16 protein-coding genes are annotated in these 19,228 nt (G+C 70.5%); 6 read left to right on the top strand and 10 right to left on the bottom strand.

The window, feature by feature from the left end:
* Positions 1-50: 50 nt before the first annotated feature.
* The 3 genes from STROP_RS04265 to STROP_RS04275 all read right to left on the bottom strand — a co-directional run bounded on the left by STROP_RS04265 (position 51) and on the right by STROP_RS04275 (position 4,351).
* Complete coding sequence (locus STROP_RS04265) at positions 51-2,069, bottom strand: ABC transporter ATP-binding protein (RefSeq protein ID WP_011904753.1); 2,019 nt, start codon at positions 2,067-2,069, stop codon at positions 51-53.
* Positions 2,066-3,799, bottom strand: a complete 1,734-nt coding sequence (locus STROP_RS04270; protein ID WP_011904754.1) for an ABC transporter ATP-binding protein — start codon at positions 3,797-3,799, stop codon at positions 2,066-2,068. Before STROP_RS04270 ends, STROP_RS04265 begins: the two co-directional genes overlap by 4 nt.
* 105 nt (positions 3,800-3,904) lie before the next feature.
* The gene (locus STROP_RS04275) at positions 3,905-4,351 is read right to left on the bottom strand and encodes a DoxX family protein (RefSeq protein ID WP_026274791.1); all 447 of its coding nucleotides are present in this window, start codon (positions 4,349-4,351) and stop codon (positions 3,905-3,907) included.
* Between the two features lie 80 nt (positions 4,352-4,431).
* Between STROP_RS04275 and STROP_RS04280 the strand changes: the two genes are divergently transcribed.
* On the top strand, positions 4,432-4,998 hold the full coding sequence (locus STROP_RS04280) for a TetR/AcrR family transcriptional regulator (protein ID WP_011904756.1): 567 nt from the start codon (positions 4,432-4,434) through the stop codon (positions 4,996-4,998).
* Here the strand turns inward: STROP_RS04280 and STROP_RS04285 are convergent.
* The gene (locus STROP_RS04285; protein WP_011904757.1) at positions 4,970-5,527 is read right to left on the bottom strand and encodes a MarR family winged helix-turn-helix transcriptional regulator; all 558 of its coding nucleotides are present in this window, start codon (positions 5,525-5,527) and stop codon (positions 4,970-4,972) included. The genes STROP_RS04280 and STROP_RS04285 overlap by 29 nt on opposite strands.
* A 52-nt stretch (positions 5,528-5,579) precedes the next feature.
* Here STROP_RS04285 and STROP_RS04290 point away from each other — a divergent pair, with 52 nt between their 5' ends.
* Positions 5,580-7,235 (top strand): DHA2 family efflux MFS transporter permease subunit, encoded by a 1,656-nt coding sequence (locus STROP_RS04290; RefSeq protein WP_011904758.1) that lies wholly within the window; start codon positions 5,580-5,582, stop codon positions 7,233-7,235.
* 9 nt (positions 7,236-7,244) lie between these two features.
* Here STROP_RS04290 and STROP_RS04295 read toward each other — a convergent pair whose 3' ends face one another.
* The 5 genes from STROP_RS04295 to STROP_RS04315 form a co-directional block, all read right to left on the bottom strand.
* Positions 7,245-8,684: a GuaB1 family IMP dehydrogenase-related protein gene (locus tag STROP_RS04295; protein WP_011904759.1), complete on the bottom strand. Its 1,440-nt coding sequence runs from the start codon at positions 8,682-8,684 to the stop codon at positions 7,245-7,247.
* A 146-nt stretch (positions 8,685-8,830) separates the two neighbouring features.
* Positions 8,831-10,582 carry an acetyl/propionyl/methylcrotonyl-CoA carboxylase subunit alpha gene (locus tag STROP_RS04300; RefSeq protein WP_011904760.1) on the bottom strand — a complete coding sequence of 584 codons (1,752 nt, stop codon included), beginning with the start codon at positions 10,580-10,582 and terminating at the stop codon, positions 8,831-8,833.
* A gap of 215 nt (positions 10,583-10,797) precedes the next feature.
* On the bottom strand, positions 10,798-11,451 hold the full coding sequence (locus tag STROP_RS04305) for an O-methyltransferase (RefSeq protein ID WP_011904761.1): 654 nt from the start codon (positions 11,449-11,451) through the stop codon (positions 10,798-10,800).
* A gap of 40 nt (positions 11,452-11,491) precedes the next feature.
* Positions 11,492-12,172 (bottom strand): Maf family protein, encoded by a 681-nt coding sequence (locus tag STROP_RS04310; RefSeq protein ID WP_011904762.1) that lies wholly within the window; start codon positions 12,170-12,172, stop codon positions 11,492-11,494.
* 886 nt (positions 12,173-13,058) lie between these two features.
* Positions 13,059-13,271, bottom strand: a complete 213-nt coding sequence (locus STROP_RS04315) for an acyl-CoA carboxylase subunit epsilon (RefSeq protein WP_018829822.1) — start codon at positions 13,269-13,271, stop codon at positions 13,059-13,061.
* Positions 13,272-13,361: 90 nt separating this feature from the next.
* On the opposite strand from STROP_RS04315, the gene STROP_RS04320 reads away from it, so the two are divergent.
* The 4 genes from STROP_RS04320 (at position 13,362) to STROP_RS04335 (ending at position 17,524) form a co-directional block, all read left to right on the top strand.
* Positions 13,362-15,227 (top strand): serine/threonine-protein kinase, encoded by a 1,866-nt coding sequence (locus STROP_RS04320; protein WP_011904763.1) that lies wholly within the window; start codon positions 13,362-13,364, stop codon positions 15,225-15,227.
* A 74-nt stretch (positions 15,228-15,301) separates the two neighbouring features.
* Positions 15,302-16,045 (top strand): M50 family metallopeptidase, encoded by a 744-nt coding sequence (locus STROP_RS04325; RefSeq protein WP_011904764.1) that lies wholly within the window; start codon positions 15,302-15,304, stop codon positions 16,043-16,045.
* Positions 16,046-16,152: 107 nt separating this feature from the next.
* Entirely contained in the window at positions 16,153-16,653 is a 501-nt protein-coding gene (locus STROP_RS04330) for a sigma-70 family RNA polymerase sigma factor (protein ID WP_011904765.1), read from the top strand.
* Positions 16,646-17,524, top strand: a complete 879-nt coding sequence (locus STROP_RS04335) for a hypothetical protein (RefSeq protein ID WP_011904766.1) — start codon at positions 16,646-16,648, stop codon at positions 17,522-17,524. Before STROP_RS04330 ends, STROP_RS04335 begins: the two co-directional genes overlap by 8 nt.
* Positions 17,525-17,576: 52 nt before the next feature.
* Here STROP_RS04335 and STROP_RS04340 read toward each other — a convergent pair whose 3' ends face one another.
* A complete protein-coding gene (locus STROP_RS04340; RefSeq protein ID WP_011904767.1) occupies positions 17,577-19,160 on the bottom strand; it encodes an acyl-CoA carboxylase subunit beta in 1,584 nt (527 codons plus the stop codon).
* Positions 19,161-19,228 lie beyond the last annotated feature (68 nt).

Below are 19,228 nucleotides of genomic sequence, written 5' to 3' on the forward strand. Positions count from 1 at the left end.
CCTGGAGTTACTGGGCCGTCCGCGGCCTCGACCCGGCGCCCCTCCGGCGGCTACGGAGCCGGGACCGGCTCGGACTCGGTCGGTCGGCCCTGCGTGAACTGGGATCGGTGCAGGCCGGCGTACGGGCCGTCGGCCGCGAGCAGTTCGTCGTGGCTGCCCTGTTCGACGATGCGTCCGTCCACCATCATCAGGATCAGGTCGGCGTCGCGGATGGTGGAGAGGCGATGTGCGATCACGAAGCTGGTGCGGTCGGATCGCAGTGCCGCCATCGCCCGTTGGAGCAGCACCTCGGTCCGGGTGTCCACGGAGCTGGTGGCCTCGTCGAGGATCAGCAGCGACGGCTCGGCGAGGAAGGCGCGGGCGATGGTGATGAGCTGCCGCTCGCCAGCGCTGATGTTGCTCCCCTCCTCGTCGATCACGGTGTCGTAGCCATCGGGCAGGCTGCGTACGAATCGGTCCACGAAGGTCGCCCGGGCCGCCGCCAGGATCTCCTCCTCGGTGGCGTCGGGTCGGCCGTAGGCGATGTTCTCTCGGATGGTGCCGGTGAACAGCCAGGTGTCCTGGAGCACCATGCCGATCCGGCCGCGCAGGTCGTCCCGGCGCAGCCCGGTGATGTCCACTCCGTCGAGGGTGATCCGACCGGCGTTCAGCTCGTAGAAGCGCAGCACCAGGTTGACCAGCGTGGTCTTGCCGGCCCCGGTCGGCCCGACGATCGCCACCGTCTGGCCGGGTTCGGCGGTCAGCGACAGGTTCTCGATCAACGGCTTGTCCGGGGTGTACCGGAAGGAGACGTGCTCGAACGCGACCCGTCCGCGGGGTGCGGTAAGTCGGGCCGGGACGGCCGGTTCCGGAGTCTGCTCCTCGGCGTCGAGCACCGCGAAGACCCGCTCGGCGGAGGCGACCCCGGACTGGAGCAGGTTCATCATCGCGGCGAGCTGGGTGAGCGGCTGGGTGAACTGGCGGGAGTACTGGATGAAGGCCTGCACGTCGCCGAGGGTCATCGTGCCCGATGCGACCCGGAGCCCGCCGACCACGGCGATCGCCACGTAGCTCAGGTTCCCGATGAACATCATCGCCGGCATGATGATTCCGGAGATGAACTGCGCCCCGAAGCTGGCCTGGAACAGCTCCTCGTTCTTGGCCGCGAAGGAGGTTTGCACGGCCCGCTGTCGGCCGAAAGCCTTGACCAACTCGTGGCCGGTGAAGGCCTCCTCGATCTGGCCGTTGAGCTCAGCGGTGTGCGTCCACTGGGCGACGAACCTCGGCTGGGACCGCTTCGCGATCTGCTGGGTGACGAGGACCGACAGGGGTACCGCCACCAGTGCGATCAGGGCCAAGACCGGCGAGATCCAGAACATCATGGCGAGCACCCCGACCACGGTGAGCAGCCCGGTGAGCAGTTGGCTCAGGGTCTGCTGCAGGCTGATCGAGATGTTATCGATGTCGTTGGTGACCCGGCTGAGCAACTCGCCCCGGGGCTGTCGGTCGAAGTAGGGCAGGGGCAGCCGGTTCAGCTTGGCCGCCACGTCTTCCCGTAGCCGGTGCACGGTCCGCTGCACCATCCCGGTGAGCAGCCAACCCTGCGCCCAGATGAGCAGGGACGCCGCGACATAGAGGGCGAGCGCCAGCAGCAGCACCCGGGCCAACGCGGCGGAGTCGATTCCGGTGCCGGGAACCACGCCCATCCGGGTGATGATGTCGGCGAAGCTGTCGTTGCCCGCCGCGCGGGCCGCCGCGGCGGCGGCCTCCGTCGTCGTGCCGGGTTCGAGCTGTCTCCCCAACACCCCGGCGAAGATCAGGTCGGTGGCGTGGCCGAGCACTCTCGGGCCGATGACGTTCAGGCCGACACCGAGCACCGCCAGGGCGACTACCCCGATCAGTGGGAGGCGGTGCGGGCGTAGCCGGCCGAGGAGGCGCCGAGCCGACGGCCCGAAGGACATCGACCGTTCGGCCGGCATACCGGGCCCCGGCCAGGACGGCCCGCTGCCGCGTTGGCCGCCGGACGGTAGCCGCTGAGGCGTGGGCTCCTCGCCGGGTTGGTTCTTCTTCGGTACGGCTGGAGCGCTCATGCCGTCACCCCCGTGCTCTGCTGTGATGCGACGATCTCCGCGTACGTGGGGCAGGTCGTCAGTAGCTCGGCGTGCTGGCCGATCCCCACGACGCCCCCGTTCTCCAGCACCACGATCCGGTCGGCGTCTGCCACGGTGGCGACCCGCTGCGCCACGACCACCACCGCCGCGTCGGCGGTGACTGGGCGCAGTGCCGCCCGCAGCCGCGCGTCGGTACCGAGGTCAAGGGCGGAGAAGGAGTCGTCGAAGAGGTAAATCTCTGGTCGGCGCACCAGCGCCCGGGCGATGGCCAGCCGCTGCCGCTGCCCGCCGGAGAGGTTGGTGCCACCCTGCGCTACGGGTGCGTCCAGCCCGTCCGGCATCGCCGCGACGAAGTCGCGTGCCTGTGCCACCTCCAGCGCCGCCCACAGCTCGGCCTCGGTCGCGTCCGGGTTGCCGTGTCGCAGGTTGCTGGCGATCGTGCCGGTGAACAGGTACGGGCGCTGTGGCACCAGCCCGATTCGCTGCCACAGCGCCTCCGGTGCGAGCTCCCGGACATTGACCCCGTCCACCAGCACCGCACCGGAGGTAACGTCGATCAACCGTGAGATCAGGGCGAGCAGGGTGCTCTTGCCGGCGCCGGTGCTGCCGATGATCGCGGTGGTCGTGCCCGGGGTCACCCGGAACGACACGTCCCGCAGCACCGGTTCGGCCGCGCCCGGGTACTGGAACCGCACCGTGCGCAGCTCCACCTCAGCTCGGCCGGGCGGTGCGGTGACCGGCTCCGGTGGGGGCGTGACCGAGGTCTCGGTCGCCAGCACCTCGCCGATGCGCTCGGCGCAAACCGCCGCCCTCGGCACCATCATCAGCATGAACGTGGCCATCATGACCGCCATCAGGATCTGCATCAGGTACTGGAGGAAGGCGGTGAGGGAGCCGACCTCGATGGCGCCGGCGTCCACCCGTCCGGCCCCGAACCAGAGCACCGCGACGCTGGAGACGTTGAGGACCAGCATCACGATCGGGAAGACCAGTGCTGCCAGTCGGCCGGTGTGTAGGGCGGTCGCGGTCAGGTCGGTGTTGGCGGCGGCGAAGCGGCGGGTCTCGTACGGTTCCCGAACGAACGCCCGGACCACGCGGATGCCACTGATCTGCTCGCGGAGAACCCGGTTAACCGCGTCGATGCGGGTCTGCATGAGTCGGAATCCGGGCACCATCCGCCGGATCACCTGGCCCAGGCCGAGGGCCAGGACTGGGACGCTGACCAGCAGCAGCCAGGAGAGCCCGAGGTCTTCGCGGAGCGCCATCACCACCCCGCCGACGCTCATGATCGGCGCGGCGACCAGCATCGTGCAGCTCATCAGCACCAGCATCTGCACCTGCTGCACGTCGTTGGTGTTGCGAGTGATCAGTGATGGTGCGCCGAAGTGGGCGACCTCCCGCGCGGAGAAGCTGTTGACGTGGGCGAAGAGCGCCGCGCGGACATCCCGGCCGTACGCCATCGCGGTGCGGGCGCCCAGGTAGACGGCGGCGATCGAGCAGACGATCTGCACCAGGCTGACGACGAGCATCCAGGCCCCGGTGCGCACGATGAAGCCGGTGTCGCCGCGGGCCACCCCAAGGTCGATGATGTCGGCGTTGAGGCTCGGCAGGTAGAGCGAGGCGATGGTGCCGACGAACTGGAGGACGACCACGGCCGCCAGCGGGCGGTGGTAAGGGCGTAGGTAGGTGCGGAGCAGTTGGATCAGCAAGTGGGTTCTCCGGGAGATTCGCCCTGGCTAGCCGGGCGATCAGCGCCCGAGCGGTGCGTTCTGGCGGTGGAGCACGTACACCCGGGCAGGCTAGCTCTCGGATGTTCAGGATCCAAGCGAAATCGCGACCGCTGCGGCGACGAACGTTGCCTGCATCGCGGTACGGGCGGGCAGCGGGGTGACTGGGCGGCCGGCCAGGGTGAGCTTCCGCCGTGCCCCCGACACGTTCGCCGGGAACATGGCGAGCATCAGGACGGCCAGCCCGGCGGCGGCCCACCGAGCGGTGGCGGGAGCGAGTAGCGCCGCCGCGCCGAGCAACTCCAGCACTCCGGTGAGGGTTACCAGGAACTGGGGGTGGGGCAGCCGTGGTGGCACCAGCGCGACGAGGCCGGACCGGCGCCGGGCGCTGAAGTGCGCCAGTCCGGTGACCGTGAGCATCAGGGCGAGTCCCACCCGCAGGGCGGGGTGCCAGCCGTCGAGCGCGCCCACCCCGGCCAGGCCGGCCAGCCGGGCCAACCCGGTGCCGGCCCCCAGTGTGATCAGTGGAACCATCGGAACCTCCAGCGAGATCTTGTCGGCGACAAGACTGCCTCGGTTCGAGGATCTTGTCAACGGCAAGATATGCTCCATGGATGACCGGCACACGTGGCTACCATCACGGCGATCTCCGGCGGGTCCTGCTCGCCGCCGCCGCGGTGGCGATCGAGGAGTCCGGGCCCGCCGCACTGAGCCTGCGCGACCTCGCCCGCCGAGCGGGTGTCTCGCACGCGGCGCCCGCCCATCACTTCGGCGACAAGCCAGGGTTGCTCACCGCGCTCGCGGTCGAGGGCTTCAACCTGCTCGCCCAGGACCTGAGTGGAGTCGACGGCCTGTTGGAGATGGGGGTGGCCTACGTGGACTTCGCCGTCCGGCGTCGGGCGCACTTCGAGGTGATGTTCCGCCCCGACCTCTACCGCGCCGACGCGCCGGAGCTGGTGGAGGCCCGAAAGCGGTCGAGAGCCTTCCTGCGCTCGGCGGTGGTCGACCTGCCGTCGGGGCCCGGTGCGGCAGACTCCGCCACCCGGGACACCCTCGCCGCCTGGTCCATCGTGCACGGCTTCGCCACGCTCTGGAATGCAGGTGCGTTGCCGGACGAGGCGGGAAAGGACCCGCGGGAGGCCGCCCGCACCGTCATTCGTCGGCTCTTCGAGCCCTGCTGAACCGGCGTTGGGCCGCGGGTGCCGGCGAATCCTCCGGCGCGCTCGCTCCGTAGGTCCGCATGACCTCGGCGACCTCGTGGAGGAAGGCGGCGGTTGCGGTCGCCTGCTCCGGGGTGAGTCGGGCGACCGCTCGTTCGATGCCGGTCAGCATCGGCTGCAGCGCGGCCGACACCTCGTCGTACCCCTGGTCCGTGACCTGGAGCGCCACCCGGCGGCGATCCTGTGGATGTGGCGTGCGCGCCACGTGACCGGCCCGGACCAGGCGGTTCACCAGCGCGGTGGCCGAGGCGGACCGGATACCGAGTCGGTTGCCCAACTCCACCGGGCCCAGCGGGTCCGGGCTGGCGGCGAGGTGGTCGATAGCGGCGGCGTCGGTGAGCCCGATCCCGAGCCGGCGGGCCAGCGCTCCCCGGGTGTCGCTGGCCGCCCGGACTACCTCGCGCAACGCCCGGGCGGTTCGGCTGGTTGATGGCGCTTCGCTGTACGGCCCGCGACGCGAGCCGGCGGTGGTTGACGCGGCGCTGTCCACCGGACGAAGCTAGCAGCTCAGGTAGCTAGATAAACTAGCGATCGGAGCGAGTATGCCGGAGCAGGGACGCGGCCGCTGGTGGGGGCTGCTCGCCATCAGTCTCGGGGTCGCCACGATCATCGTCGACGTGACGATCGTCAACGTCGCCGTCCCTGCGATCATCGCTGACCTCGGCGTCAGCTCCGCCGGGGCGCAGTGGGTCCAGGAGGCGTACACCCTCGTCTTCGCCTCCCTGCTCCTGGTCGTGGGCCGCTTCGCTGATCGCGCCGGCCGACGACGAATGTTCGTCGTCGGCGTGCTGGTCTTCGTCGTCGCCAGCCTGCTCGCCGCGTCCGCCGGCTCCGGTGCCGAGCTGATCGGGGCGCGGGTGCTCCAAGGGCTCGGCGGCGCGATGATGCTGCCCACCTCACTGTCCCTGCTGAACGCGAACTTCGTCGGCCGGGAACGGGCGATCGCCTTCGCGGTCTGGGGCTCCACCATCGGCGGGGCCGCCGCGCTCGGCCCGCTGCTCGGCGGCTGGCTCACCACCGAGCTCTCCTGGCGGTGGGCCTTCGGCATCAACCTCCCGATCGGCGTGCTGGTCGTCGTCGCCACGCTCGCGCTGGTCCCCGAATCCCGCGACGACCGGGTCGAGCGCGGCATCGACCTGGTCGGCGCGTTGCTGTCGGTGCTCGGTATGACCGGCGTCGTCTTCGCCCTCATCGAGGGGCGCACGTACGGCTGGTGGGGGTTGGCGAAGCCGATCACCCTCTTCGGCCTGGACTGGCCCGCCGCGATCTCACCGGTGCCGGTCGTCGGGCTGGCCGGCCTGGCCGCCCTTGCCCTTCTGGTCACCCACCAGGTGCGCCGCAACCGGCTCGGCCGGACGGCGCTGATCGACCTGTCGCTGTTTCGGATCGGCTCCTTCCGGGTCGGCGTCACCGCCGCCGCGATCGTCAGCCTGGGCGAGTTCGGCCTCCTCTTCGCGCTCCCGCTCTGGTACCAGAACGTGCTCGGCTACAGCGCCTTCCACACCGGACTGGCGCTGCTGCCCCTCGCCGTCGGGAGCTTCCTCTCCAGCGCACTCGGAGCGCTTCTCGTCAAACGATGGGGTACCACCCGGGTGGTGCAGCTCGGCGTAGCCGCGGAGATCGCCGGTATCGCCGGACTCGGCCTCGTGGTCGCCCCCGACACGCGCTGGTGGGCTCCGCTTGGCCTGCTCTTCGTCTACGGCGTCGGCGTCGGTCTGGCCACCGCCCAGCTCACCGGGGTGTCGCTGCGAGAGGTGCCGGTCCGGCGCAGCGGCCAGGGGTCCGGGGTGCAGAGCACCGCGCGGCAGGTCGGCTCCGCCCTCGGCATCGCCGTGCTCGGCACGGTCCTCTTCGCCGGGCTCAGCGGGCTCCTCGGCGCGCGGCTCGCTGATCGGTCCGAGCTCGATCCCACCCAGCGCGAACAGGTGGTGACCGAGGTCCGGGAGAGTGGCGGAGCGGCGATCGCCGGGCTCGCCGCCGACCCCCGCACCGCGCCGATCGCCGAGGAGGCGAAGGCCGCCTTCGCCGACGCCACCCGGTACGCCGCCTTCACCGCCGCCGGCTTCCTGCTCATCGGGCTGATCGCCTGCGCCCGACTGCCCCGGGACCGCCCCGGGGCAGCGGAGCCGGCGCCGACGCCACAGCCGGCGGCCAGCCCCGCCGGTCAGACCGCGGAGGGGCTGGCCGCACCGGGGTGACGTTTCGGGTCACCAACTGGTCGGGATCGGCATCCCCTCGGTGTAGCCGGCCGCGCTCTGCACCCCGACCAGCGCCCGCTCGTGGAACTCCGCGAGGTTGTGCGCCCCGGCATAGGTGAAGGCGCTGCGTACCCCAGAAATGATCTCGTCAACGAGGTCCTCCACGCCCGGCCGGTCCGGGTCCAGGTACATCCGCGCCGACGAGATGCCCTCCTCGAAGATCGCCTTCCGGGCGCGGTCGTACGCGGAGTCCTCCGCCGTGCGAGCACTGACCGCCCGGGCCGAGGCCATGCCGAAGCTCTCCTTGTAGCGGCGACCGTCGGCGTCGGAGTAGAGGTCGCCCGGGGACTCGTAGGTGCCGGCGAACCAAGAACCGATCATGACGTTCGACGCCCCCGCGGCAAGCGCCAACGCGACATCGCGGGGGTACCGGACCCCGCCGTCTGCCCACACGTGCCGGCCCAACGCCCGTGCCGCCGCGGCACAGTCCAGGACCGCCGAGAACTGGGGCCGGCCCACCCCGGTCATCATGCGCGTGGTGCACATCGCCCCCGGCCCCACGCCGACCTTCACGATGTCCGCACCCGCCGCAACGAGATCGCGTACGCCGTCGGCAGTGACCACGTTGCCAGCCGCGACCGGAACGGCCGGATCGAGCGCGCGTACCGCCCGGAGGGCGGAGAGCATCCGTTCCTGGTGGCCGTGCGCCGTATCCACGACCAGGGTGTCCACCCCGGCCTCCAGGAGGGCTCTCGCCTTGCCGGTGACATCGCCGTTGATGCCGACCGCCGCGGCGATGCGCAGCCGGCCCCGGTCATCGATCGCCGGTCGGTACAGCGTGGCACGCAGCGCACCCGGTCGGGTCAGCACGCCGACCAGTCGCCCCTGCTCGTCCACCACCGGTGCCAGCCGCCGCCGGCCGGCCGAGAGCCGATCGAAGCCGGTACGCGGATCGGCGTCCGCCGAAACCGTGTGCAGCTCCGCCGACATCACGTGCTGGAGCTGCGCGAAGCGGTCCACGCCCACCGTGTCCGCCTCGGTGACCACCCCGACCGGCCGTCCGGACTCGTCCACCACGACCACCGCACCGTGGGACCGTTTCGGAAGCAGGTGGATGGCGTCGCCGACGGTGTCGGTCGGACCCAGGATGATCGGGGTGTCGTACACCAGGTGCCGCTGCTTGACCCAGGCGACGACGTTCGCGACCACCTCGATCGGGATGTCCTGCGGGATGACCGCGATGCCGCCCCGCCGGGCCACGGTCTCGGCCATCCGGCGGCCCGCCACCGCGGTCATGTTCGACACCACCAACGGGATGGTGGTGCCGGTGCCGTCACCGGTAGACAGGTCAACGTCGAGCCGGGACGCCACCTCGGAGCGGGCCGGAGCCATGAAGACGTCGTTGTAGGTCAGGTCGTGCGCGGGGACCGCGCCGTGAAGGAACCGCACCCGGCCATCATGACTCGCTGTCCCGACTCGCGCTCCCCGGGCCGGACAACATCCCTCCGTTCGACCCCGGGGCGGCGCCCGCAGCGCTGTGGCCAGGGCGGCGGGGTCGTTGGTGTGCGTCCCCGAACAGCGGCAGCCAGCGTCCCTCAGGCGATGGTGCAGATCGCCCCGCCGGCAGTGATGACCGCGCCGATCTCGGCGGTGAGGCCGCTGACCGTGCCTGCCTGATGGGCGTGCAGCGGTTGCTCCATCTTCATCGCCTCCAGGACCACGACCAGGTCACCCTCGGCCACAATGTCGCCGTCGGCGACCGCGATCTTCACGATCGTGCCCTGCATGGGGGAGGTGAGCGTGTCGCCGCTGACCGCGGCCCCGGCCTTCGCCCCGCCGCGCCGACGGGCCGGCTTCTTCGCGGTGGGCGCGGCGGAGGCTGCGCCGGCGCCGAAGCCAGCCGGGAGGTTGACCTCCAGCCGCTTGCCGCCCACCTCCACCACCACCACGTCGCGTTCCGCCGGGCCCTCGGCGGGGTCCGCGGTGGCGGTGAAGGCCGGCACGGTGTTGTCGAACTCGGTCTCGATCCATCGGGTGTGCACCGTGAACGGCTCGGCGGTGAAGGCCTTGTCCCGGACCACCAGACGGTGGAACGGCAGCGCGGTGGCCATGCCCTCGACCACCATCTCGTCCAGCACGCGACGGGCCCGCTCAAGCGCCTCGGTACGTGTCTCGCCGGTCACGACTACCTTGGCGAGGAGCGAGTCGAAGTTGCCGCCGATCACGTCGCCGGCGGAGACACCGGTGTCGACCCGTACTCCCGGACCGGTCGGCAGGCGCAGCGCGGTGATCGTGCCCGGGGCCGGCAGGAAGTTTCGGCCCGGGTCCTCACCGTTGATCCGGAACTCGATGGAGTGCCCGCGAGGCGACGGATCCTCGGTGAACCGCAGCTTCTCCCCGTCCGCGATGCGGAACTGTTCCCGAACCAGGTCGACACCGGCCGTCTCCTCGGTCACCGGATGTTCCACCTGAAGCCGGGTGTTGACTTCCAGGAAGGAGATAGTGCCGTCGACGCCGACCAGATATTCGACGGTGCCGGCACCGTGGTAGCCGGCCTCCCGGCAGATGGCCTTGGCCGAGTCGTGGATCTGCTGTCGCTGTGCGTCGGTGAGGAACGGCGCCGGCGCCTCCTCGACCAGCTTCTGGTGCCGACGCTGGAGGGAGCAGTCCCGAGTACCCATCACGATGACGTTGCCGTGTTGGTCGGCGAGGACCTGGGCCTCGACGTGTCGGGGCTGGTCCAGGTACCGCTCGACGAAGCACTCACCCCGGCCGAACGCGGCGACCGCCTCCCGGGTGGCCGATTCGAACAGGTGGGGGATCTCCTCCATCGTCCGGGCCACCTTGAGGCCGCGACCGCCGCCGCCGAAGGCCGCCTTGATGGCGACCGGCAGGCCGTGGTCAACGGCGAAGGCCAACACCTCGTCGGCGCTGCCGACCGGGTCCGGGGTGCCGGGGACCAGCGGTGCGCCCGCACGTTGTGCGATGTGTCGGGCGGTGACCTTGTCACCCAGGTCGCGGATCGCCTGCGGGGTCGGCCCGATCCAGGTCAGCTCGGCGTCGATCACCGCCTGGGCGAAGTCGGCGTTTTCGGAGAGGAAGCCGTAGCCCGGGTGCACCGCGTCGGCGCCCGACCGCGCCGCCACATCGATCAACTTGTCAATGCGGAGATAGCTGTCGGCCGCGGTGTCACCGCCGAGCGCGTACGCCTCGTCGGCCAGGGTGGCGTGCAGGGCGTCGCGGTCCGAGTCCGCGTAGACAGCGACGCTGGCCAGGCCGGCGTCGCGGCACGCACGGATGACGCGGACAGCGATCTCGCCGCGGTTGGCGATGAGTACCTTGCGCACCTTGGGGGCTCCTCCCGGGGAGTTCGTTGACGGGGAGTGTAACGGCCGTGCCGACGCCCCCTAACGAGCGCTAAGTGTGGGATGCCGCACTGCCCGTTCACCGACAGCCCGCAGCGCACCACGGCGCTCCGGGTAGCCGTCGGCCCGACTTCCCTGCCGGTGGTGATGCCCCGGGTGGCGGGGCACCACGACAAGCAGGGAACCGAAACGGACCGTCAGTGCACTCGGGCCAGGGTCAACCCGTCGGCGATCGGCAGCATCATCGGGTCGACCCGAACGTCGGCCAGTACCTCGTCGTTGAACGCGGCGATGGCCCGGTCGCCGGCGTCCTGCGGGGCGAGCACCCGGCCGTCGCGAAGGACGTTGTCGACGGCGATCACCCCGCCGGGCCGCATCCGGGGCACCAGCTCCGCCCAGTACGCCGAATAGCCGACCTTGTCCGCGTCGATGAAAGCGAAGTCGAGGTGACGGTCGCCCGGTAGTTCCCGCAGCGTCTCCTCGGCCGGGCCGATGCGCAGCTGCACCCGGTCGTCCACGCCAGCCCGGGTCCAGTAGCGCCGAGCGATCCCGGTGAACTCCTCCGAGACGTCGAAGCAGGTCAGCTGCCCGTCCTCGGCAAGCCCGCGGGCGATAGCCAGCGCGGAGAGCCCGGTAAAGGTGCCGACCTCGACTGCCTGTCGTGCCCCCAGCAGCCGGGTCAGAAAGGTCAGGAACGCGGCCTGCTCCGGCGCCACCTGCATCTGCGCGTCCTCCGGCAGGTGTGCCCGGGTCTCCTTGATCAGGTCGAGCATGACCTCATCCGGTGGGCTGCCGTGGGCGACCAGGTAGGCGTGCAACTCCGATGTCAACGGGATGGACTTGGTGGTCAACGCTGCTCCTTCGTGCTCTCGACTGCGAGACTCTCGCTGGTCAGGCTCCAGGGTTCGGCTTCGGGGTAGCCGAGGTGCCTGGCGTGGGGTGGGTCGACGTGCCCCTGCTCCACAGGCCGGTGATCGGTAGATTCAGCTCGGCCAGGAGTCGGCGTAGCAGCGGCAGGGAGAGGCCTACCACCGTGCCGGGGTCGCCCTCGATCCGCTCCACGAACGGCCCACCCAACCCATCGATCGTGAACGCGCCGGCCACCACCAGGGGCTCCCCCGTGGCGACGTACGTGGCGATCTCGTCGTCACTCACCGCGGCGAAGTGCACGGTCGTGGAGGCGACGGCCTCCGCCCGCCGACCGGCGGTCACGTCGACGAGGCAGTGGCCGCTGTGCAGGACCCCACTGCGCCCCCGCATCCGCTCCCACCGGTGGATGGCGTCGGCCGAGTCGGCCGGCTTGCCGAAGATCTGGCCGTCGAACTCCAGCACCGAGTCACACCCGATCACCAGAGTGCGTTGGTCCTGGGCTGGCCGCAGCCGGGTCAGGACCGCCTGCGCCTTCAGTCGGGCCAGTTCAAGACAGAGTTCATCCGCTCGATCGCTGGCCACGAGGGACTCGTCGACGCCACTGACCAGCACATCTGGCTCGATCCCGGCTGCCTGGAGAGTCTTGCGGCGGGCAGGGCTCGCGGAGGCGAGCACGAGGCGAAGCGGTAGCGATCCAGACACGACGCCGACGTTACCGCTCCGTCCTCAGCGTCGGCGAAGCCGATGGGATGGTGACGTCCTCTCCCGGCTGACGGCCGGTGGAATCACTGCGACAGGACCGGCGTACGCGGTCGGCAATGTCATGGGTTGAAGCCGACGGCGGGGCCGGGGTCGGTCGGCCCGTCGTCTGTTGGGGGGTGATTCACCGGGTCTGTTCCCTGATCCGTCTCCCACTGCTGGTCGAGCTCCCAGCTGCGTGGTGCTTCCGTAGACGTGCCCTGGTGAGTCGGGCCCCCAGGGCGCCCAGGCGGTGTCGCTGATCCCGGTTCGGCTCCACGGGGCGGAATGTTGGGACCGCCCGGGAAGCTCTTGCCACTCCCCGGACGCGAACCGGCGCCGCCGGTCGGTGCAGTGCCCGCTCCACCGCCGCCGGTCACGCCGCCGACGGGGCGGCGTGGGGGGACATCGGTGGGGGAGGAGCGATTCGACCCCGGGTGCGGTGCTCCGTCGGTGTTGCCGCCGTGGGCAAGGTTGCCCGGAGGGAGCGGCGATGTTGGCTCTGCCGAGCGCGCCGGGCCGGGGCTTGGGTTGGTCTTCGACGGTGTCGTGGGGGTGGCTTTGGGCGACGGGGGTGAGAGGGATACGGGAACAACCCGCGGGATGATGGGCGTGGGGGGCACTTCGTTGGTGTAGGGCATTGTGGGTGGACCCTCACCCTCCTCGAACATCGTCCCTCCCTTTCTGTCACCGTGCCGTTTCCATCAGTGAGGGTAGCGGGTCTGGCATGGGAGTTGCAGCCCGGAAAGATTGCGTATCGGATGAGCTGCCGCGTGCCGATGGAGACGGTCTGCACCGCACCGAGCCTGAGCGGTTGGGGTGACCTTGTCGTGTGTGGCGGAGGTCGTTGTCAGCGGGGCAGGCCGGAGGCGCGCCAGGCGTCCGGGCCGGCGGCGTGACCGGTGTTGGCGGGGCGGGCGCGGCGTGCCCAGGCGGAAGTCGTCGGCGGGGCGGGGGGTGCCGCCGGCTTGGATCGGGTGACGATCGTGCCCACCAGGGCGGCCAGCTCTTCGGCGGTCGGCGTGCCGTGAACGATGCGGAACAGTGGCTCCTCGGCAGACATGGCGTCAGGGTACGTCGTGGAGTTTGGATCTTGGAGCGCGGTGGCGTGCCGCCCGAGTGACCGTCGTTGCCGCCGGGTACCGTTTCAGCGATGTCGAACGCACTTCCGGAACTCGTCGCTGGCCGATATCGGCTCTTGTCGCCGCTCGGTCAGGGTGGCATGGGTCGGGTGTGGAAGGCGCGCGACGAGGTGCTGCACCGAAACGTGGCGATCAAGGAGTTGGTCCCGCCGCCCAGCCTCACCGACGAGGAACGCCGCGAGATGCGGGAGCGTTCGCTCCGCGAGGCGCGGGCGATCGCTCGACTCAATCACGTCAATGTTGTCCGCATCTTCGACGTGCTGCGTACCGATGGCGATCCGTGGATCGTGATGGAGTACGTGGCCTCGAAGTCCCTCCAGGACACCCTCGCCGAGCAGGGGCCGGTGTCGCCGGCTCGGGCGGTGCAGATCGGCCTCGGGGTGCTCGGTGCGTTGAAGGCGGCGCACAAGGCGGGGGTGATGCACCGTGACGTCAAGCCCGGCAACGTGTTGCTTGGCGAGGACGGGCGGGTGGTGCTGACCGACTTTGGTCTGGCTACCGTCCCAGGTGACCCGAATGTCACCCGCACCGGGATGGTGCTCGGCTCCCCCGCGTACATCGCTCCGGAGCGGGCACGGGACGGCACCGCGGGGCCGGAGGCGGACCTCTGGTCGCTGGGCGCGACCCTGTACGCGGCGGTGGAGGGAAAGTCGCCGTATGCGCGTACCTCGGCGATCGCCACCCTCGCGGCGCTGGCCACCGAGCCACCGCCACCACCGAAGAACGCCGGCCCGCTGCGGCCGGTGCTCAACGGCCTGCTCCGCAAGGATCCGACCGACCGGATCACCGCCGAGGTGGCGGAGCGGCTACTACGCCGAGCCGGTGGGAAGCGTTCGCAGCTCATCCCGCTGTTGTCCGGCGTACGACGGCCGGGACCACATCGTCGCGAGGGGCAGGCGCCAGCGGTGGTGCCGGCACCACGACCGGTGTCGAAGCTGCCCGAGTCCTCGGCGTCGGCCCCACCGGCACCCCCGTCGTCGCCCCATGCGGCGCAACCGGCGGTCGAGCCATCGGCCGATGCCGCTCCCACGGCGAAGGTGACCGGTGCCGGTCCGACCGCGCCGGTCGACCCCCCGGCGGCCCGAGTGGACGCCGACCCGACAGCGAAGCTCGGCGGGCCGGCGGCTGCCCCGGCATCGTCCGTGCCGCCACCCGGCGGGGCCGCCGCCGGGACGAAGCGTTACGCCACCCGCCGCAATCTGTTGATCGGTGCCGTGGTGGCCTTGCTCCTGCTCGGTCTCGTGGTGGCCTATCCCCAGCTCACCATGGAGGACGACGGAGTTGATCCGGGTACCGTTGCGACCGATGCCGGGTCCACCGCCGCTCCGGCCAGCTCGACTCCGAGCGTCACGGCGTCGGTGAGTACCCCGCCGACCAGCGCCAGCCCGACCCCGAGCGGCACGGCGGGCGCGGCCCTGCCGGCCGGCTGGAGGCTGCACCAGGACCCCACGGGATTCGTGGTGCCGGTGCCGCCCGGGCTCGACCTGGACTACCGCCGGCAATGGGGTCGGGGGCCGGAGGACTATCGGGTCCGGTTCTCCGATGGTCAGGGGCGGGCCCTGCTCATCGACCAGACGACGACGCCACTGGACGATGCCGCGGCCGACTGGCGTCGGCAGGAGGCCGCGCGACGCGGCAACTACAGCGGCTACCAGCACGTCAAGATCGCTTCAGTGGACTACTGGGATGAGGCCGCCGACTGGGAGTGGATCTTCAACGACGATTACGGACGTCGGTTACACGTCCGTAATCGTGGCTTCGTGACCGCGCCCGACAAGGGTTACGCGATCCGCTGGGACTGCCCGGAGGACGACTGGGCGGCGAACGAGTCGACTTTCGAGATCATCGCCGCGGGGTTTGTGCCGGTACGTAGCTGATCTCGTCCCGGTGACCGAGGGCGGCCAGATCGGGCCGTAAGCCGGCCAGGACGAGAGCGGTAGGCTCCCCGCCCATGGTGTCGATCGACGGTCTGACCAGTATCTGGGACACGCTGCTCGGCGCACAACCGGATCCGCCCCCGCTGCTGGTGCTGCTCACCGGCGTGGGGGCACTGGTTGTGGTCAGCACCGGTCGACTCTGGCGGGTCGCCCGGAACGCGGTGACCATCGCCCACGAGGGCGGGCACGCCCTGGCCGCCCTGCTTACCGGCCGCCGCCTACACGGCATTCGGCTGCACTCGGACACCTCCGGGCTCACCCTCTCCGCCGGCCGCCCCACCGGCCTCGGCATGGTGATCACCCTGCTCGCCGGCTACCTCGCCCCACCGCTGGTCGGGCTGGCCGGAGCCGGGATCCTCGGCGGAAACCGGATCACCCTGCTGTTGTGGGTCGCCGTGGCGCTGCTGCTGGCCATGCTGGTGCTGATCCGCAACGTCTTCGGGGCGCTGTCGTTGCTGGTCACCGGGGGGCTCGTCCTCGCCGTCTCCTGGTACGCCGCACCGCAGGTGCAGGCGGCGTTCGCGTACACCGGAGTGTGGTTCCTGCTGCTCGGCGGACTCCGCCCGGTGGTCGAGCTGCAACGGCTGCGTGCCCGCGGCCGGATGCCCGCCTCCGACGCCGACCAACTCGCTGGCATCACCCCCTTCCCCGCGTTCTTCTGGGTCTCGGTGTTCGCCCTGGTCAACCTGGCCGTGCTGGGCTTTGGCGCGGTTCTGTTGGCCGGTCGGATCCTGACCGGGCACGGGCTGAGCGGCTGAGCCGGGCGGCCCGGGTTGGCCCGGTCGGGGCGGAAAGCCGGGCGCTGTCGGCAACCCGAGGCCGGCGCTGGTGCGTGTCCCCTGCGACCGCCACGGGAGGTAACCAGGTGCCGGATGTCGAGGGGTTCGACGAGTTCTACCGGGGGAGCCGGCAGCGGCTGCTCGGCTTTGTGTGTGTGCTCACCGGTGATCTCAGCGAGGCCCAGGATGCGGTGCAGGAGGCGTACATCCGGGCCTGGCAGCGCTGGTCAACGGTGAGCGGGTACGACGACCCGGAGGCGTGGGTGCGGGTGGTGGCGAGCCGGATCGCGGTCAGCCGGTGGCGTAGCCTGCGTAGCCGGGCGCGGGCGTACCTGCGGCACGGTGCCGCCGAAAGCGTCCCCGCGCCAAGCACCGACACGGTGGCGGTGGTCGCCGCGCTGCGCCGGCTGCCGGAGGAGCAGCGCATCGCGATCGCGCTCTACTACCTGGTGGGGATGCCCGTCGTCGAGGTCGCCCGGGAGACCAACGCCCCGGTCGGCACCGTCAAGGCCCGGCTGGCTCGCGGCCGGGCCGCTCTCGCCGGGCTACTTGCCGTCGCCGACCTGGAGGAGGCCGTCGATGCATGACGAAATGCGCGTCGTCGAGCCCATGCACAGCGGTCTGCGCGACGTCCGTTGGCCCGAGGCGGCGGAGATCCGTGCTCGGGCCCGCCGTCGCAGCCGGCGTACCGCCCTGTTGGCGGGGGTCGTCCTGGTGGGGACCCTCGCGGTGGCTACCGTCGCGGTAGTCAACCGTCCATGGGACTACTCACCGGCCGCTTCGGCACCGGTGAGGGCCGCGGGAAGTACCCCGACGTCGCTTGCCGGACAGGCTGCGGCGATGCGCTCCGACCTCCCGCCCGATCTCTTCGTCCAACAGTCGGACCTGGTGGTGCCCACCGAACTCCACCTCGACGAGACCGTTCTGGGTGGGCCCGTCACGCTGGGGCTGGGGCGTGATCGATGTGCTCTGGGCCCGGAGGCGGAGGCGTGGATGAGCCGGTCGCAGACGTTGCTGCGCTGGCCGGCCGGTAGCCCCGATCGGCTCGGTGACATCCTGGTTGTGCAGGATCTGTATCGGTTTCGCGACGATGGCGCGGCACGCTACCTCGCCGAGATCCGGCAGGCGATCGTTGCCTGCCCCGAGACGTGGGAGGCCTGGGCGACCGATGACAAGGGCAGTGCCACCAGTGTGAAGGCGGTGCACCGCTGGGACCTTCCGAAGGTGGACTTCGCCGGTGACGAGTCGCTCCTGCTGCGGCACTCGTCTTCGCTGCTCCCCAATCCCGTGCTGGGCGAGCTGCAGACCGTGATGAACTCACCGGATCTGCGGGTCGTGCTGCGCGTCGGTGACCTGGTGACGGTGCTCTTCGTCAGCATGGCCGGCGAGGCGGAACTGGTCCGCCTCGCCGCCGTGGCGGCCCGCCGCATGTGCATCGCCGCCAGCCCATCCTGCTGAGCCGCGCTGAGCCGCGGTGCAGGAGCGGCCCAACGCCATCGAGGTGTCGTACCTACAGCGGGATGTTGCCGTGTTTCTTCGGGGGAAGGGTCTCGCGCTTGGTGCGCAGCACCCGCAGCGCGCGGACGATCTGTGCCCGGGTCTCGTGCGGCGGGATGACCGAATCGACATACCCGCGCTCGGCGGCGATGTACGGGTTGGCGAGGGTGTCCTCGTATTCAGTGATCAGCTCGGCGCGCCGCGCCGCCGGGTCGGCAGCGCTGGCCAGCTCCTGCCGGTGCAGGATGTTGACCGCACCCTGGGCCCCCATCACCGCGATCTGGGCGGTCGGCCAGGCGAAGTTCAGGTCCGCGCCGAGGTGCTTGGAGCCCATGACGTCGTACGCCCCGCCGTATGCCTTGCGGGTGATGACGGTGACCTTTCCGACGGTGGCCTCGGCGTACGCGTAGATAAGCTTCGCGCCCCGACGGATGATGCCCTCCCACTCCTGGCTGGTGCCGGGGAGGAAGCCGGGCACGTCCACGAAGGTGAGCACCGGGATGTTGAACGCGTCGCAGGTGCGGACGAAGCGCGCGGCCTTCTCCGACGCTGCGATGTCCAGAGTGCCGGCGAAGTGCATGGGCTGGTTCGCGACCACACCGACCGGACGGCCCTCGACCCGGCCGTAGCCGACGATCAGGTTCTGCGCGTACAGCGGCTGTACCTCGAGGAACTCGCCCTCGTCGAGGACGTGTTCGATGACCCGGTGCATGTCGTACGGCTGGTTCGCCGAGTCCGGGATGAGGGTGTCCAGCTCCCGGTCCTCGTCGCTGATGTCGAGGTCCACGTCGATCGGGTACGTGACCGGCTCGTCCAGGTTGTTCGACGGCAGGTACGACAGCAGCGACCGGACGTACTCGATGGCGTCCTCCTCGTCGGTGGCGAGGTAGTGCGCGTTGCCGCTGCGCGAGTTGTGCGTACGGGCGCCGCCCAACTCCTCCATGGCGACGTCCTCACCGGTGACGGTCTTGATCACGTCCGGGCCGGTGATGAACATGTGTGAGGTCTGGTCCACCATCACGGTGAAGTCGGTGACCGCCGGCGAGTAGACGGCGCCACCCGCGCACGGGCCCAGAATCAGCGAGATCTGGGGGATGACGCCACTGGCCCGTACGTTGCGGAAGAAGATCTCGCCGTAGAGGCCGAGCGAGGCGACGCCCTCCTGGATTCGGGCACCGCCGGAGTCGTTGATCCCGATGACCGGGCACCCGATCTTCATGGCCAGGTCCATCACCTTGACGATCTTCTCGCCGAAGACCTCGCCGAGGGAGCCGCCGAAGACCGTGAAGTCCTGCGCGAAGACGCAGACCTGGCGACCGTCGATGGTCCCGTAACCGGTGATCACGCCGTCGCCGTAGGGGCGGGTCTTCGCCAGTCCGAAGTTGGTGGACCGGTGTCGGGCCAACTCGTCCAGCTCGACGAAGGAGCCCGGGTCGAGGAGCAGCTCGATCCGCTCCCGTGCGGTCTTCTTGCCCCGTGCATGTTGTTTGTCCACGGCGCGCGCCGATCCGGCGTGCACCGCCTCGTCGATCCGACGCTCCAGATCCGCCAGCTTGCCCGCGGTGCTGTGGATGTTGGTCCCGGTCTCGGTAGTCACCAAGGGAATATAACGATGGTTCAGCTCGGTGCCGCTGTGCAGTACGCCTCACCACCGGTCACCGGGAG

This window comes from Salinispora tropica CNB-440 (assembly GCF_000016425.1).
GTDB lineage: Bacteria > Actinomycetota > Actinomycetes > Mycobacteriales > Micromonosporaceae > Micromonospora > Micromonospora tropica.